The sequence below is a fragment of the Agrobacterium tumefaciens genome (assembly GCF_005221325.1).
Taxonomy (GTDB): Bacteria; Pseudomonadota; Alphaproteobacteria; order Rhizobiales; family Rhizobiaceae; genus Agrobacterium.
The window spans coordinates 1,359,642-1,374,684 of the sequence record NZ_CP039888.1; the positions used below are offsets into that span (position 1 = coordinate 1,359,642).

Consider the following 15,043-nt stretch of genomic DNA (forward strand, 5'->3'; position numbering starts at 1 on the left):
CACATCAGCCCTTGGCTGCGCGCAACTCGTCGATCTTGGCGCAGAGGTTCTTCAGCACGAAGTACTCTTCGGTGGAAACCTTGCCTTCGTTGACTTCCTGCGTCCACTGCTCGAGCGGAATCTTGATGCCGAATTCCTTGTCGATCGCGAAAACGATATCAAGAAAGTCGAGGCTGTCGATGCCCAGATCGTCGATCGTGTGGCTCTCCGGCGTAATGGTTTCGCGGTCGATTTCGCTGGTTTCGGCGATAATGTCGGCAACCTTGTCGAATGTAGCTGTCACGCCCATAATCCTTATTGTCGTTCGTATGAATTATCCTGTCTGACGCACCACATAGGCAAGTCGCACAAAAAAGCCAATGGTTTCGTGACGTAACTTTGAAATTTGCCCCAAAACTGTTGCCTAAACAGCAACCGAATGACGGCCGCGTCCATTGCCGAGATAGGTGTCGAAGATTGCCGCGATATTACGCACGAAGGGTTTTCCAACCTCGGTCACGGCAAAAACATCGGCATCCAGACGCACGACGCCATCCCTGTCGCCTGCGGCAAACTGTTGCGCCTGATCCCTCACGGAATGGCTCACCTTGCCGAAACGGTGCTGCAAGTCCGAAAGATCGATGGCAAAATCGCACATCAGCCTTTCGATGACATGCGAGCGCAAATGATCATCCTGCGATAATTCTATGCCCTTCACGGCGGCAAGGCCGCCTTCACCCACCATGCGCTGATATTCGCCCGTCGCCACCATGTTCTGCACATATCCCTGCGGCAACCGACCAATGGATGATGCACCAAGCCCGATCAGCGCATCGGCCGTGTCGGTCGTATAGCCTTGAAAATTCCGGCGCAGGGCACCCGCTTCGGCGGCCTGGCATAAGGTATCCGCCGGCTTGGCGAAATGATCGATCCCGATTTGGCCGTATCCGGCCTGCCTCAGCATTTCGCCCGCCATCGTCATCTGGCGATAACGCTCGGCAATGTCGGGCAGCGCGTGTTCGGGGATCAGCGACTGGTGTTTTTTCATCCACGGCACATGGGCATAACCAAAAAGCGCCACCCGGTCCGGATCGAGCGAGACGATCTGATCCACTGTCTTCTTCAGCGTCTCGCAGGTCTGGAACGGCAGGCCATAAAGAATGTCGCAATTGACGGAGTGAACACCCCTCGCCCGCACCGCATCCACGACGGATTTTGTCTGTTCGAAGGACTGGATGCGGTTGATGGTTTTTTGCACTTTGTCATCGAAGTCCTGCACACCGAGGCTTGCCCGCGACATGCCCGCGGCGGCAAGCGCATCGTAACGGCTGTCATCCAGATCGTTGGGGTCCATTTCCACGCTGATTTCGGGGTCAAGCCCGAAGGTGAAGTGCTGCCGCAGACAGTCCATCAGGCTGACCGTGTCCTCAGGCTTCAGCATGGTAGGCGAGCCGCCGCCGAAATGCACGGCGCTCACCACCGCGTCAGGTGAAACAAGCGCGCCAACGGCGGCAATCTCCTGCTTAAGTGCTTCCAGATAAACGGCAATCGGCTCGTATTTCAGCGTGTGCTTGGTGTGACAGGCACAGAACCAGCACAACCGGTCGCAATAGGGAATATGCAGGTAAAGTGATATCCGGTTCCTGTGGTTGAGCGCACCGAGCCAGCCGCGATAGGTCGCAGTATCGATTCCCTCGTGAAAATGCGGTGCGGTCGGATAGCTCGTGTAACGCGGTACTGCACCCGAATATTTGCGAAGAAGTTCCGTATTCATCACCGGATTTGCCTTTTATCAAGAAAATGTCGATTTCCTCTCTTTCAGTAACGGCTGCGACAGTTTGCAACTTTGACTTCAATCAAATTGCGCCATAAGTTCTTGCTAAAGTAGACGCGGGGACGACGGCTACATGGCTCAAGCCCTTAAAGAGACCGGATTTGATACCCACGGTCGCATTTCGTCCCGAAAAGCCAGCATTGGAAAAGGCTTCATGGACACGCTGCAGAAGACCATCCACAATTCGGAATATCCCGTCGTATGCCGCTCCTGCGAGGCGCGTCACGGCGGTCTTTGCAGCACGTTGACGCCGCAGCAGCTCTGCGACCTGAACCGTCACTCCAGCCGCAAAAAACTGGAAGCCGGCAATGAGCTGCTTGGCCAGGGCGAACTTGTCACCTCCTACGGCAACATCCTCAACGGCGTGGTGAAGCTTTCGAAAATGATGTCGGATGGCCGCCAGCAGATCGTCGGCCTGCAATTCGCACCGGATTTTCTTGGACGCCCGTTCATGGCGGAAAGCAAGATGACGGCGGAAGCCGCGACCGATGTGGAAATCTGCCTCTTTCCGCGCCGCGTCGTCGACCGCATGGTCTCCGAAGTGCCTGACATGGAACGCAAGCTGCACAGCCAGTCCCTGAAGGAACTGGACGAGGCGCGCGACTGGATGCTGACGCTGGGGCGTAAATCAGCACAGGAAAAGGTTGCCAGCTTCCTTTATATGATCGCCACCCATATCGACCCGGAAAATGAAGACAGATCCTGCTTCGACCTGCCGCTGTCACGCGCCGATATCGCTGACTTCCTCGGCCTGACCATCGAGACAGTTAGCCGGCAAATGACAAAGCTGCGCAAGGAAGGCACTATCCGCATCGAGAACAACCGCCATATCACGGTGCCGGATCTCGACGTTCTGAGCGAAGCCGCCGGTAACGACTGACAAAACTTGCCCTGTCACCGCCCCTGAAGCGCGGATGCCCCGAAATTGATGTGCGGCGCCCGCGCCTGAGCGGGTGCGAGCGCAAAACCGGCAAGAACCAGCAAAGCGGCGATGCATTTCATGATATTTCACCCCGTGCCCCGCTTTTTCAGCAGCATGTTTGTTATGGCCGCATCATAAGCGGCAAACCGCCTCCATCCACTTAACATCTTGGGTAAGCGGATGGTTCAGAGGCAAGGTAAAGAAGGGGTTATGATTGCTGCGCCCTTAGAGAGGCAAACCTTTCGAGGTAATCAGGCCCTGAACGTAGCAAGCAATAGCAGGACAAGAGAAAGAGGGCTGGGCATACCAAACAGCACAAAAGCGAAGACGCAGGCGACTCCGTAAGTCAGCCACAAGAAACGATATCTCGTGGCCGCGCCCAACAAGCAAACTACAAGATTCAGAAAGAAAATCGATGCACCCAACAACAACGACGGGCGCACATCGAGGAGGCGTAGGACAAAAGGCAGAACGCCCAAAAAAACCATCAGGGCTAAAAGCACCCTTGGATCGCGCGTTGAGATCAAAACCGCTTTTCTCATAACTCAGCGTCAGAGCAAATTACGTGAGGGCAATCGCATAAGTTAATTTGAACGCTATTGCGAAGCAGCAGGCGTCGCAACCGGCTTCTGGTTTTCGGCAAGCGCCCGCAGCTCAGCCACCCGACGCTTGTATTCGGCTTCCGATATCTGGCCGTTGCGCCGTGCCGCACCGAGGCGCGACAGGCTCGATTCCATGGTGGATGCCTCATCCTCACCCATCTGGGTGCCTGCGGCCGTCAGCGGCTGCGAGAAGGTCGGATAGGTGCCGGTGTCGCGCTTCTGGCTCACCGCAGTGTCGCTGACCGGGCGTGGGCCGACGATTTCGGCCGTCGGGCGGCGCATATGCGCGGGCGCGACGATCGGCTCCGGAGCCTTGCAGGCGGCAAGTGTGGCGGCGAGCATCGCGCCGGAGAGCGAAAGCACAGCGATTCTTGCCGCATTTTCCGCATATGTTCCCCATGTGCCCATGTGCTTGCCCATCGTCATGTTCCGCCTGTAAGGATATCTGCCGATATCGAATTCGACCACGGTTCGGCCCTTTGCGGCCTCCCCTTGCTGGTGGAACTTGTATTCGTTTTCATGCAGAATGTGCAAACACAAATTTGGTGGAGGATGGCGCATGGCAGGTGTTGACGGCGGGGGGGCGAAAAAGGGTGGCAAAACGCCCGGCTTCGACGCCAGTTCCGCCGAGGCCTACCTGATCCGCGACCCTGAAACCTTCGCGATCAACATCGCCCGCGCACTCGAAAACCTCGGCAAGGCCGCCTCCGAATGGCTTGCGCCGCGCGAACGCGGCGAAATTCCCCAGGCAAGCGCCGACCCGGTGACCGATCTGGTCAAGACGCTCTCCGATGTCGCCGAATACTGGATGGCCGAACCGAAGCGCTCGCTCGAGGCGCAGACCCATCTTCTCTCCAGCTATTACGATCTCTGGGCAAAATCGGTGGCGCAATTTTCCGACGATGCCGATTCGCCCCCGGAAAATGCGGCCGAGAGCGGCTCCGCACAGCGCAAAAGCAAGCGTTTTGCCGATGCCGACTGGCAGGCCAATCCGTTCTTCGATTTCCTCCTGAAAGCCTACCAGACCACCGTCGGTTTCGCCGACCGGATGGTGACGGAAGCCGATGGGCTGGACGAACACACCCGCACCAAGGCGCTGTTCTACATGCGGCAGGTAACGGAAGCGCTTTCGCCGGCCAATTTCGTCTTCACCAATCCGCAGGTCTTCCGCGAAACGGTCGCCTCCAGCGGCGCCAATCTCGTCAAGGGCATGGCGCAGCTGGCGGAGGATGTTGCCGCCGGCCACGGCCATCTGAAACTGCGCCAGACCGATTACAGCAAATTCGTCATCGGCCAGAATATCGCCGTCACATCAGGCAAGGTGGTGGCGAAAAGCCCTCTCTGCGAAATCATCCACTATGCGCCGACGACGCAAAAGGTCTTCAAGCGGCCGCTGCTGATCGTGCCGCCCTGGATCAACAAATTCTACATTCTCGATCTCAACCCGCAGAAATCCTTCGTCGGCTGGTGCCTTGAACAGGGCCACAGCGTCTTCATGGTCTCATGGATCAACCCGGATGCGCGCCTCGCCGACAAAGGGTGGGACGACTACATCAGGGAAGGCATCGATTTCGCGCTCGACACCATCGAGGAGCGGACCGGCGAGAAGGACATCAACGCCATCGGCTATTGCGTCGGCGGCACGCTTTTGTCCTCGGCGCTGGCGCTGCATGCGCAGCAGGGCAATGAGCGCGTCCGCAGCGCGACGCTGCTGGCCGCCCAGACCGATTTCATCCACGCCGGCGATCTCAAGGTCTTCATCGATGAAGGCCAGCTGGCGGCGCTGGACAAGCACATGCAGGCCGTCGGTTATCTCGATGGCTCGATCATGGCCACCGTCTTCAACATGCTGCGCGCTTCCGACCTCATCTGGCCCTATGTAGTCGATAATTACCTGCGCGGCGCCGAGCCCCTGCCCTTTGACCTGCTTTACTGGAATTCCGATTCGACCCGGGTGACCGCCGCCAGCCACTCCTTCTATCTGCGCAATTGTTATCTCGAGAACAATCTCGCCCGCGGGCTGATGCGCGTTGACGGCAAACGCATCAATCTCGGCGACATCACGATACCCGTCTATGATCTCGCCACCCGCGACGACCATATCGCGCCGGCCAAATCGGTCTTTACGGGTGCTGCCCTGTTCGGCGGGCCGGTGGAATTCGTGCTCGGCGCTTCCGGCCACATTGCCGGCGTCGTCAATCCGCCGCAGTTCGAGAAATACCAATATTGGACAGGGCAGTCACCATCAGGAGACTTCGAGGCCTGGCAGGCCGCAGCCACGGCCCATAAGGGTTCCTGGTGGGTGCACTGGCAGAACTGGATCGAAAGCCAGAGCGCCGAGAAGGTGAAGGCGCGCAAGCCGGAAGACGGCAAGCGCCCGGTGCTCGGCGATGCGCCGGGGACCTACGTCCTTTCCTGACATCACCCCACTCTCATTTTTCAGGCCACATGTTCTTCACACCCCCGCTTATTCCCGCCACGCTCGTTTCCCGCTACAAACGCTTCCTGTTCGATGCCGTCCTGGAAGACGGTACGGCGATCACCGGCTCCTGCCCCAATACCGGCTCCATGCGCGGGCTGACGACGCCGGGTTCCCGCATCTGGCTCTCCGAACATGACAGCCCGACCCGCAAATACCGGCATATGTTTGAAATGGTCGAGGCCGATGGCACCGTGGTCGGCATCAATACCGGCATGCCGAACCGGCTGGCGGAAGAGGCAATCCTGAACGGCCGCATTCCAGCACTCGGCGGTTATTCAACAATCCGCCGCGAACAGAAATACGGCCGCAATTCCCGCATCGATTTCCTGCTGTCTGAGCCCGGCCGGCCGGACGCCTATGTGGAAGTGAAAAACGTGCATTTCATGCGCGAGAAGGGTCTTGCCGAATTCCCTGATACCGCCACCAAACGCGGCGCCAAACATCTGGAGGAGTTGGGTGACGCTGCGGAAGCTGGTTACCGTTCGGTGATGCTCTATCTCATCCAGCGCGATGATTGCGAGCGGATGCGCATCTGCGACGATCTCGACCCCGTCTATGCGCTGGCGTTCCAGCGGGCAATGGCACGCGGCGTGGAGGCCTATGCGGTGAAATGTACCGTATCCCCGGCACAAATTTCGGTCAGCGGAACGGTTAAGATGGACGAATGGCGTCCGGCTGTTTTATGAACAGGGATGTAAAGAGACAGAAAGCACTATGATGGTCACCTATATCGACGCAGCCTCCGCCCCCCTCAAGAACACGGGCGTCATCCGCCTTTATACGCTCGAGGATTTCGATGGCATGCGCAAGGCGTGTCAGCTGACGGCGCGTTGCCTCGATGAACTTGCGGCGATCGTCAAGCCGGGTGTGACGACCGATGCCATCGACCGTTTCGTCTTCGAATTCGGCGCCGACCACGGCGCGCTGCCGGCAACGCTGAATTATCGCGGTTACACGAAATCCGTCTGCACCTCGATCAACCACGTCGTCTGCCACGGCATTCCGGATGAAAAGCCCCTGCGTGACGGCGATATCGTCAATATCGACGTGACCTATGTGCTGGACGGTTGGCATGGCGATTCGAGCCGCATGTATCCGGTCGGCCAGATCAAGCGCGCCGCCGAGCGGCTGATGGAAGTGACCTATGAATGCCTGATGCGTGGCATCGCCGCCGTGAAGCCCGGCGTGCGCACCGGCGCAATCGGCGCGGCAATCCAGGCCTATGCGGAGGCCGAGCGCTGCTCTGTCGTGCGTGATTTCTGCGGCCACGGCGTCGGACGCCTGTTTCACGATACGCCGAACATCCTGCACTACGGCCACCCCGACGAAGGCCCGGAAATCCGTGAAGGCATGATCTTCACCATCGAGCCGATGATCAATCTCGGCAAGCCGCATGTAAAGGTGCTTTCAGACGGCTGGACAGCAGTGACGCGTGACCGCTCCCTTTCCGCCCAATATGAACATGCCGTCGGCGTCACCGCCACCGGCTGCGAAATCTTCACGCTGTCGCCGGGCGGCTTCGATCGTCCGGGCCTGCCGCCGCTCGCATAAGGCCAGACCGCCTATGGCAAAACGCCCTGCCCCGCCTCCCGCCGATCTTTCCATGACGTCAGGCTTTGAGGCGGGCGAAGGCGATCTGTTCGACGGGGCGGATGAGCGCGGCTTTTTTGCCGAACCGCGAAGCGCGCCGAAGAGAACCGAACGGGTCGCCCCCGAACAGGAAGCGGATGCCGCTCACTATCACGGCCACCGGGACAGGCTGCGAGCGCGTTACCGCGACGGCGGCGATGCGGCGCTTGCCGATTACGAATTGCTGGAGCTTCTGCTGTTCCGGCTGATCCCGAGACGCGACACCAAACCGATTGCCAAGGCCCTCATTGCAAGGTTCGGAACGCTCGGCAGCGTGCTCGGCGCACCCTTGCCGCTGTTGCAGGAAGTGAAGGGCGTGGGCGAGGCCGTCGCGCTTGATCTGAAGCTCGTCGCTTCCGTTTCCCAACGCATGCTGAAAAGTGAAATCCGCAACAAGCAGCTTCTCGGCTCCTGGTCGTCGGTGATCGATTATTGCCATGCCGCCATGGCGCACGAGACGCGCGAGCAGTTCCGCATCCTGTTCCTAGACAAACGCAATGTCCTCATCGCCGACGAGGTGCAGGGTCAGGGAACCGTGGATCACACACCGGTCTACCCGCGGGAAATCGTGCGGCGCGCGCTTGAGCTATCGTCTACGGCCTTGATTTTAATACATAATCATCCAAGCGGAGACCCGACCCCTTCGCGTGCGGATATCGAGATGACCAAAACCATCATCGATACGGCAAAGCCGCTCGGCATCACCGTCCACGATCATATCATCATCGGCAAGGACGGCCACGCCAGCTTCAAAGGCCTCCGGCTGATCTGAAGCAGACGCGAATGTTTAAGAAGAGCTGCAACCCATAAGAGCGGCATCAACAAAAAATTAACACCTATAAATTAGCATTTCCGAAAATAATAAATCAAGGCATCGAACCTTGGTGCCTGAAGGAACGGGGGTGCTTTATGTTTAATGGAGTGCGTTTCTTTCGCGATCGATCGGGCTCGTCTGCTGTCGAGTTCGCCATCGTCGCACCGATCTTCTTTCTCGTTCTGCTGACCATGATCGCCTACGGCATCTACCTGATGGCCGCCTATTCGGTGCAGCAGATCGCCGCCGATGCGGCGAGAACGGCGGTCGCCGGACTGAACACGACCGAACGTCAGCAGCTTGCCCGGGATTTCGTCACCAAAAGCGACCTCAGCTACGCCTTCATGGACAAGACGCGCTTCACCGTCAATGTCGCAACCGATCCCGCCAATGCCAACCAGTTCACGGTGAAGGTCGAATACGACGCCCGCAACCTGCCGATCTGGAGCCTCTACAGCTACACCCTGCCCGAGCCGGTCATCCGGCGTTTTTCCACCATCCGGATCGGAGGAGCATGACATGCGGACCATTCCTTCCCTGCTTCCCCGCCTCCTCAAGGATAAAAAGGGCAACATCGCCATTTCGGCCGGGCTCACCGCGCCGCTCTTCATCGGCATATTGGCGCTGGGCATCGACTACGGTTACCTGACATTGCAGAAACGGCAATTGCAGCAAACCGCAGATCTCGCGGCCATTTCGGCGGCAGCCAGCGCCGCGGACGCCGAAAAGGCGGTCCAGCAATATTTCGCCCTCAACGGCATGGATCTCGGCGTCAAGACCGACAAGGGTCTTTTGACCGCAAAGGGGCTGGAACCCTTCGATCCCTTGAATGAATTCGCCAGCAGCAAGGGTTATGCCGAAGTCATCAAGGGTCACTACGAGCCGGATGCGACCGTGCCGGTCGGCCAGCGTTTCGTCGACAATGCCCTGCCCACCAATGCGATCAAGGTGAACATCGTCGAACAGGGGCAGATATTCTTCGCCTCCGCCTTCACCAAGCCGCCCAAGGTCTCGGCGGTCGGAACGGCCTCGTCCCAGAAGATCGCGGCATTTTCGGTGGGATCGCGGTTGGCGAGCCTCGATGAGGGCATTCTCAACAGCCTGCTCGGCGGCCTGCTCGGCACCACGGTTTCGTTAAAGGTCATGGACTACCAGGCGTTGCTCGCCGCCGATGTCAATGCGCTGAAGATCGTCGAGGCGCTGGCCATCGATCTCAACCTCACCGCCGGCACCTACAAGGATGTGTTGAAGACGGAAATCAGCTACGGCAAATTCCTCGACGTGCTGACGAAAACCACCGGTCTGCAGCCGGCGGTCGTCAACATTTTGAATACGCTGCAAAAAGCGGTCAACAAAAGCAACGTCAAGATCAAGCTCGAGGAGATCCTCAATCTCGGCCCCTTCTCGGACAAGCTGATCGGTACGGGCGAAAACCTCAAGGTTACCGCCGGCGTCTTCGATCTCATCAATGCCGCAGCCGTGGCGGGCAATGGCGGCAACCAGCTGGGGCTTAATCTCAACGCCAATATTCTCGGTCTCGCCTCGGTCAAGGCAACGCTCGCCATCGGTGAGCCGCCCGTCGAGACACCGTCGCTCGCCGTTGGCGGTCAGGGCACCATCGTGCGTACCGCGCAGACCCGGCTGGCGGTCAATGTCGTGGTGGACGGGTTACAGGCCATTGCCGGTCTCAAGGTCAATATTCCGCTTTATGTGGAAGTCGCCCATGCCGAAGCACGGCTTGCCGATATCAGATGCACGGGCGGTGGACAGGGAACGGTGGATGTGGAAGTCGTGCCCGGCGTTGCGGAAATCGCACTCGGCAATGTCGATACCACGGCTTTTGCCAATTTCGGCAAGGACCCGCGTGTCACCAAGGCGGCCATCGTGGATTCGGCGCTGCTCGCCATCAACGGCAGCGCCCTCATCAACGCCACCAACATGACGAAGACCAAGCTGACCTTCACGCAGTCGGATATCACACAAGCCAAGATCAAGAGCGTCTCCACCAAGGACACCGTCACCACTCTTGTCAGTTCACTGCTGAAGAACCTCAATCTGGATATCAGGCTCCTCTTCCTCAACCTCGATCTGGGAGGTCTGGCGGGCATCCAGGCAGCGCTTGCCAACACGCTTGCGGTGGTCACGGCGCCCGTCGATCAGCTGCTCTACAACGTGCTTCTGGTTCTCGGCGTCAAGATCGGCGAAGCCGATGTGCGGGTCACCGACGTTCGCTGCCAGCAGCCGGCGCTGGTTCAGTAGTTCCATCTTCACGCAGTAAAAAGCCGCCGGGAAACATCCCCGGCGGCTTTTCATTTGATCTGTCTTTATCTCAGGCGGTGGCGATCGCCAGACGCTTCTCATCCCGGCCGCTCTTCATCCGCTCGGACAACAGGAACGCCAGCTCCAGCGCCTGATCGGCGTTGAGGCGCGGATCGCAATGGGTGTGGTAACGGTCGGACAGCGAATCCGCCGTCACGGCGCGCGCACCACCGGTGCATTCCGTCACGTCCTTGCCGGTCATCTCGATGTGGATGCCGCCCGGATGTGTGCCTTCGGCCCGATGAATCTGGAAGAAGCTTTCGACTTCCGACAGGATGCGCTCGAACGGACGCGTCTTGTAGTGGTTGAGCGTGATCGTGTTGCCATGCATCGGATCGCAGGACCACACGACCTTGCGGCCTTCCTTCTCGACAGCGCGGATGAGCTTCGGCAGGCTGTCCGCCACCTTGTCATGGCCGAAACGGCAGATCAGCGTCAGACGGCCAGCCTCGTTCGCCGGGTTCAGCGCGTCGATCAGCTCGATCAGATTGTCGGGCGTCAGCGACGGGCCGCATTTCAGGCCGATCGGGTTCTTGATACCGCGGAAATATTCCACATGCGCATGGTCGAGCTGACGCGTGCGGTCGCCGATCCAGATCATGTGGCCCGAAGTCGCGTACCAGTCGCCCGAGGTGGAATCGACGCGGGTCAGCGCCTCTTCGTAACCGAGCAGCAGAGCCTCGTGGCTGGTGAAGAAATCGGTCTCGCGCAGGCTCGGATTGTTCTCCGCGCTGATGCCGATCGCCTGCATGAAGTTCATGGTTTCGGAAATGCGGTCGGCCAGCTTGCGGTAACGGTCCGCCTGCGGGCTGTCCTTGATGAAACCGAGCATCCACTGGTGAACGTTTTCAAGGTTGGCGTAGCCACCCATGGCGAAAGCGCGCAGCAGGTTCAGCGTCGCCGCCGACTGACGGTAGGCGTCCAGCTGACGCTCCGGGTTCGGAATGCGCGAGGCCTCGTTGAAGTCGATGCCGTTGATGATGTCACCGCGGTAGGACGGCAGCGTCACGCCATCGAGCACTTCCACGTTGGAAGAGCGCGGCTTGGCGAACTGGCCGGCAATGCGTCCCACCTTCACGACAGGCAGCTGCGCGCCATAGGTCAGCACGACGGCCATCTGCAGGAAAGCGCGGAAGAAGTCGCGGATATTGTCGGCGCCATGCTCGAGGAAGCTTTCGGCGCAATCGCCGCCCTGCAGCAGGAAGGCGTTGCCTTCAGCGACATTGGCGAGCTGCTTTTTCAGACGGCGGGCTTCACCGGCAAAAACCAGCGGCGGATAGGTCGCAAGCGTGGCTTCCGTTGCCGCAAGTGCGGCCGCATCAGGATATTCGGGAACCTGCTGGATCGGTTTCTGCCGCCAGCTGCCGGGGGTCCAATTCTGTGCCATGTTCTTACCCTTTTTTCGCCCGCGCGACCTTCGCGCGACCGCCTCGAAAATTGAGCGGCTTATAGCTCCAAGCATCGGCTTTGCATAGCCGATGTCAAAGCTAACAGGCTCATTCTGCCCGTTTTGAGCGCTCCAGACGTACAAAAGTCAATTCAAACGATTTAACGAACCCGCCGCTATCCAAAAACATCAGTTTTCGAAGGACGGCGGGCGAATTTGGACAGCGATCATATCACGCCTGTATCGGCGTTACACGCGCTCGCCATTCACCACGCGGTAGCTCGACGAATACATCGTCACCAGTTCCTCGGCGGCTGTGGGATGAACCGCCATGGTGCGGTCGAAATCATCCTTGGTGCAGCCGGCCTTCAGCGTGATGCCGAGAAGCTGCGCCATCTCGCCCGCCTCATGGCCGAGAATATGCACACCGACAACCTTGCGGTCGGCAGCATTGACGATCAGCTTCATGATCGTCTTTTCCTGGCGACCGGACAGCGTTGCCTTCATCGGCCGGAACTGGGCGCGATAGACTTCCAGCTCCGGATATTTCTTGCCCGCTTCCTCTTCCGAAAGACCGACGGTGCCGATTTCCGGCTGCGAGAACACCGCCGTCGCGATCAGCTCGTGATCCGGCCTGGTCGGGTTGTTCTTGTATTCGGTCTCGATGAAGCACATGGCCTCGTGGATCGCCACCGGCGTCAGCTGTACCCGATCGGTGACGTCGCCCAGCGCGAAGATACCAGGCACGTTCGTGCGCGAATAGTCGTCGACGATGATCGCGCCCCGCGCATCCACCTTCACACCGGCATTTTCGAGACCGAGCCCCGTGGTGTTCGGGTCGCGACCGAGCGCCAGCATCACCAGGCCGACATGCAGAGAGCTACCCTGCAAGGTACGCGCCACGAAGCCGCCGTCACCATCCTTGCTGACTTCCTCGATGATATCTTCCAGAATGATGCGAATGCCCTTGGCCTCCATCGCTTCATGCAGGCCCTTGCGCATGTCCTGATCGAAGCGCGAAAGGATTTCCTTGCCGCGATAGATCAGTGTCGTTTCAACACCGAGCCCGTGGAAGATATTGGCGAATTCCACGGCGATGTAACCGCCGCCGGCAATCAGGATCGATTTCGGCAGTTCTTCCAGATCGAAAGCCTCGTTGGAGGAGATCGTCAGCTCATGGCCGGGCAGCGCCTTGTGTTCGTTCGGCGTGCCGCCGACGGCAATCACGATACGCTCAGCCGTGAAGGTCTCGCCGGTCTTCGTCAGCTTCACGGTATGGGCATCGACCAGCTCCGCGCGGCTGTCGAAAATGTCGGCCTTGGCGTTCTCCAGCCCCTTGCGATAGAGGCCTTCGAGACGGCTGATTTCCTTGTCCTTCGCCGCGATCAGCTTCTTCCAGTCGAAACGGCGCTCGCCGACGCTCCAGCCGAAACCTTCGGCATCCTCGAAATGCTCTGGGAATTGCGAGGCATAAACGAACAGCTTCTTGGGCACACAGCCGCGAATGACGCAGGTGCCGCCATAACGGTATTCTTCAGCAATGCCCACGCGCTTGCCGAGCGAGGCCGCCACGCGACCGCTGCGCACGCCGCCGGAACCGCCACCGATGACGAAAAGATCGTAGTCATAAGCTGTCATAGTCAAAACCCCTGCTCAAAACCGCCATGACCTCGCTGTGGGCCAGCGGTTTGTTCACGCCACATATAGGTGCTGCGATGCACAAATGAAAAGCCCGGTCTTGCGACCGGGCTTTGAATATTTCTGAACCTTTGAAGGTTGCCTTACGGCTTGGCTGCAGGTGCACCGCCGGTCGCATTGTGGTCGGCCGGAAGCGGCTTAAGATCGGCGCCGGCAACTTTCTGCAGTTCTGTCATGCTGGCGGCGTTGAGATCGCGGTTGATGCCGGCGGCCCAGATGTCGGCAGCCTTCATCAGTTCGCGCGTGGCGATCGGGCCGTCCTTCAGGAGCTTCTTGCCGGCTTCGCTGCCGTAGAAGGTGGAAATGGCATTCAGCTCGTCAACGCTGAAGGCGCGCGCATAGGTGAGTGCCGCTTCGCGTTCCAGATCGGCGCGGCGCGATGCAAGCTCGAGCGCCTTGGCATCAACCGTCGTGGTGATGGCGTCCTGCACGTTCGGCGAAGCCTGAATGAGCTCGGCCTTCAGACGTTCGGCCAGACCGGGCAGAATGTCGTCAAAACGGTCGGTAACGCCAAGAGAGGTGATTGCCTTGCGTGCAGCAGCAATATGCGCTTCGGAAATTTCCTGGGCGCGTGCGGCAGTACCGAACACGATGCCGGAAATGAGGATCGAAGCAGCGGCAGCTTTGCCCAGTCCCGCTAGTTTGATCATGAAAATCTCGCTCCTGTTATACTGCCTGCATCACGCGGGCGCCTTCAGGGCCAGCGATGATGGCAAGCGATGCCAAATTTATGAAAAGTCCGTGCTCGACAACACCGGGAATCGTGTTCAGCTCGCGTGCCAGTGCTTCTGCATCAGGAATACGGCCAAAAGATGCGTCGAGGATAAGGTGTCCGCCATCCGTCATGAAGGCGCCGTCACCGGAAGAACGCATCGTCAGTTCACCCGAAAGACCTGATCGAGCCGCCAGTTTTTCAATGGCGATGCGTGTCGCCACCTGGCCGAACGGGTTGATTTCGATGGGAAGCGGAAAGGCGCCCAGCGTCTCGACGACCTTGCTCTGGTCGGCGATGACAATTACGCGGGCCGATGCCGCCGCCACGATCTTTTCGCGCAGAAGCGCGCCGCCGCCGCCCTTGACGAGCCGCAATGCATGATCCACCTCGTCGGCGCCGTCGATGGTCAGATCCAGTTCCGGCAATTCATCGAGGGATTTCAGCGGTACGCCAAGCTCGACGCAGAGACGCGCGGTACGCTCGGATGTCGGCACGCCCTCAACCTTCAGGCCGGCTGCGACCTTCTCGGCCAGAAGACGGACGAATTCCTCGGCCGTCGAACCGGTGCCGATCCCCAGCCGCATCCCGTCCTGTACATGGGACAATGCGGCCTCGGCGGCCTTGATCTTCATCTGGCGGGCATCCATGTGCCTGAAACTCCG

General features: G+C 59.2%; 14 protein-coding genes. 7 read left to right on the forward strand and 7 right to left on the reverse strand.

The window, feature by feature from the left end; genetic code table 11:
• Positions 1 to 4 precede the first annotated feature (4 nt).
• Both CFBP5499_RS07140 and hemN read right to left on the reverse strand, forming a co-directional pair.
• Complete coding sequence (locus CFBP5499_RS07140) at positions 5 to 289, reverse strand: acyl carrier protein (protein WP_003495848.1); 285 nt, start codon at positions 287 to 289, stop codon at positions 5 to 7.
• Between the two features lie 114 nt (positions 290 to 403).
• Positions 404 to 1,753, reverse strand: coding sequence for an oxygen-independent coproporphyrinogen III oxidase (gene hemN, locus CFBP5499_RS07145; RefSeq protein ID WP_080825040.1), 1,350 nt, complete (start codon positions 1,751 to 1,753; stop codon positions 404 to 406).
• A gap of 214 nt (positions 1,754 to 1,967) precedes the next feature.
• Between hemN and fnrN the strand changes: the two genes are divergently transcribed.
• Positions 1,968 to 2,693 carry a transcriptional regulator FnrN gene (gene fnrN / locus CFBP5499_RS07150; RefSeq protein WP_080825039.1) on the forward strand — a complete coding sequence of 242 codons (726 nt, stop codon included), beginning with the start codon at positions 1,968 to 1,970 and terminating at the stop codon, positions 2,691 to 2,693.
• Positions 2,694 to 3,331: 638 nt separating this feature from the next.
• On the opposite strand, the gene CFBP5499_RS07155 is transcribed toward fnrN, so the two are convergent.
• Entirely contained in the window at positions 3,332 to 3,871 is a 540-nt protein-coding gene (locus CFBP5499_RS07155; RefSeq protein WP_003524833.1) for a hypothetical protein, read from the reverse strand.
• A gap of 25 nt (positions 3,872 to 3,896) precedes the next feature.
• Between CFBP5499_RS07155 and CFBP5499_RS07160 the strand changes: the two genes are divergently transcribed.
• The 6 genes from CFBP5499_RS07160 (at position 3,897) to CFBP5499_RS07185 (ending at position 10,521) form a co-directional block, all read left to right on the forward strand.
• On the forward strand, positions 3,897 to 5,756 hold the full coding sequence (locus CFBP5499_RS07160; RefSeq protein WP_080825037.1) for a PHA/PHB synthase family protein: 1,860 nt from the start codon (positions 3,897 to 3,899) through the stop codon (positions 5,754 to 5,756).
• Positions 5,757 to 5,785: 29 nt separating this feature from the next.
• On the forward strand, positions 5,786 to 6,505 hold the full coding sequence (sfsA, locus tag CFBP5499_RS07165) for a DNA/RNA nuclease SfsA (protein WP_080825036.1): 720 nt from the start codon (positions 5,786 to 5,788) through the stop codon (positions 6,503 to 6,505).
• Between the two features lie 31 nt (positions 6,506 to 6,536).
• On the forward strand, positions 6,537 to 7,370 hold the full coding sequence (gene map / locus CFBP5499_RS07170; protein WP_173987449.1) for a type I methionyl aminopeptidase: 834 nt from the start codon (positions 6,537 to 6,539) through the stop codon (positions 7,368 to 7,370).
• A 13-nt stretch (positions 7,371 to 7,383) separates the two neighbouring features.
• The gene (gene radC / locus CFBP5499_RS07175) at positions 7,384 to 8,220 is read left to right on the forward strand and encodes a RadC family protein (protein WP_080825034.1); all 837 of its coding nucleotides are present in this window, start codon (positions 7,384 to 7,386) and stop codon (positions 8,218 to 8,220) included.
• Between the two features lie 137 nt (positions 8,221 to 8,357).
• Positions 8,358 to 8,780, forward strand: a complete 423-nt coding sequence (locus tag CFBP5499_RS07180) for a TadE/TadG family type IV pilus assembly protein (RefSeq protein ID WP_003502911.1) — start codon at positions 8,358 to 8,360, stop codon at positions 8,778 to 8,780.
• A 1-nt stretch (position 8,781) separates the two neighbouring features.
• A complete protein-coding gene (locus CFBP5499_RS07185; RefSeq protein ID WP_080825033.1) occupies positions 8,782 to 10,521 on the forward strand; it encodes a TadG family pilus assembly protein in 1,740 nt (579 codons plus the stop codon).
• 70 nt (positions 10,522 to 10,591) lie between these two features.
• Here CFBP5499_RS07185 and CFBP5499_RS07190 read toward each other — a convergent pair whose 3' ends face one another.
• The 4 genes from CFBP5499_RS07190 to rpiA form a co-directional block, all read right to left on the reverse strand.
• Positions 10,592 to 11,968 (reverse strand): class II 3-deoxy-7-phosphoheptulonate synthase, encoded by a 1,377-nt coding sequence (locus tag CFBP5499_RS07190; RefSeq protein WP_080825032.1) that lies wholly within the window; start codon positions 11,966 to 11,968, stop codon positions 10,592 to 10,594.
• Between the two features lie 249 nt (positions 11,969 to 12,217).
• Positions 12,218 to 13,606 carry a glutathione-disulfide reductase gene (gor, locus tag CFBP5499_RS07195; protein WP_080825031.1) on the reverse strand — a complete coding sequence of 463 codons (1,389 nt, stop codon included), beginning with the start codon at positions 13,604 to 13,606 and terminating at the stop codon, positions 12,218 to 12,220.
• 143 nt (positions 13,607 to 13,749) lie between these two features.
• Positions 13,750 to 14,316, reverse strand: coding sequence for a DUF2059 domain-containing protein (locus CFBP5499_RS07200; RefSeq protein ID WP_080825030.1), 567 nt, complete (start codon positions 14,314 to 14,316; stop codon positions 13,750 to 13,752).
• Between the two features lie 16 nt (positions 14,317 to 14,332).
• Complete coding sequence (gene rpiA / locus CFBP5499_RS07205; protein ID WP_080825029.1) at positions 14,333 to 15,028, reverse strand: ribose-5-phosphate isomerase RpiA; 696 nt, start codon at positions 15,026 to 15,028, stop codon at positions 14,333 to 14,335.
• Between the last annotated feature and the right edge of the window lie 15 nt (positions 15,029 to 15,043).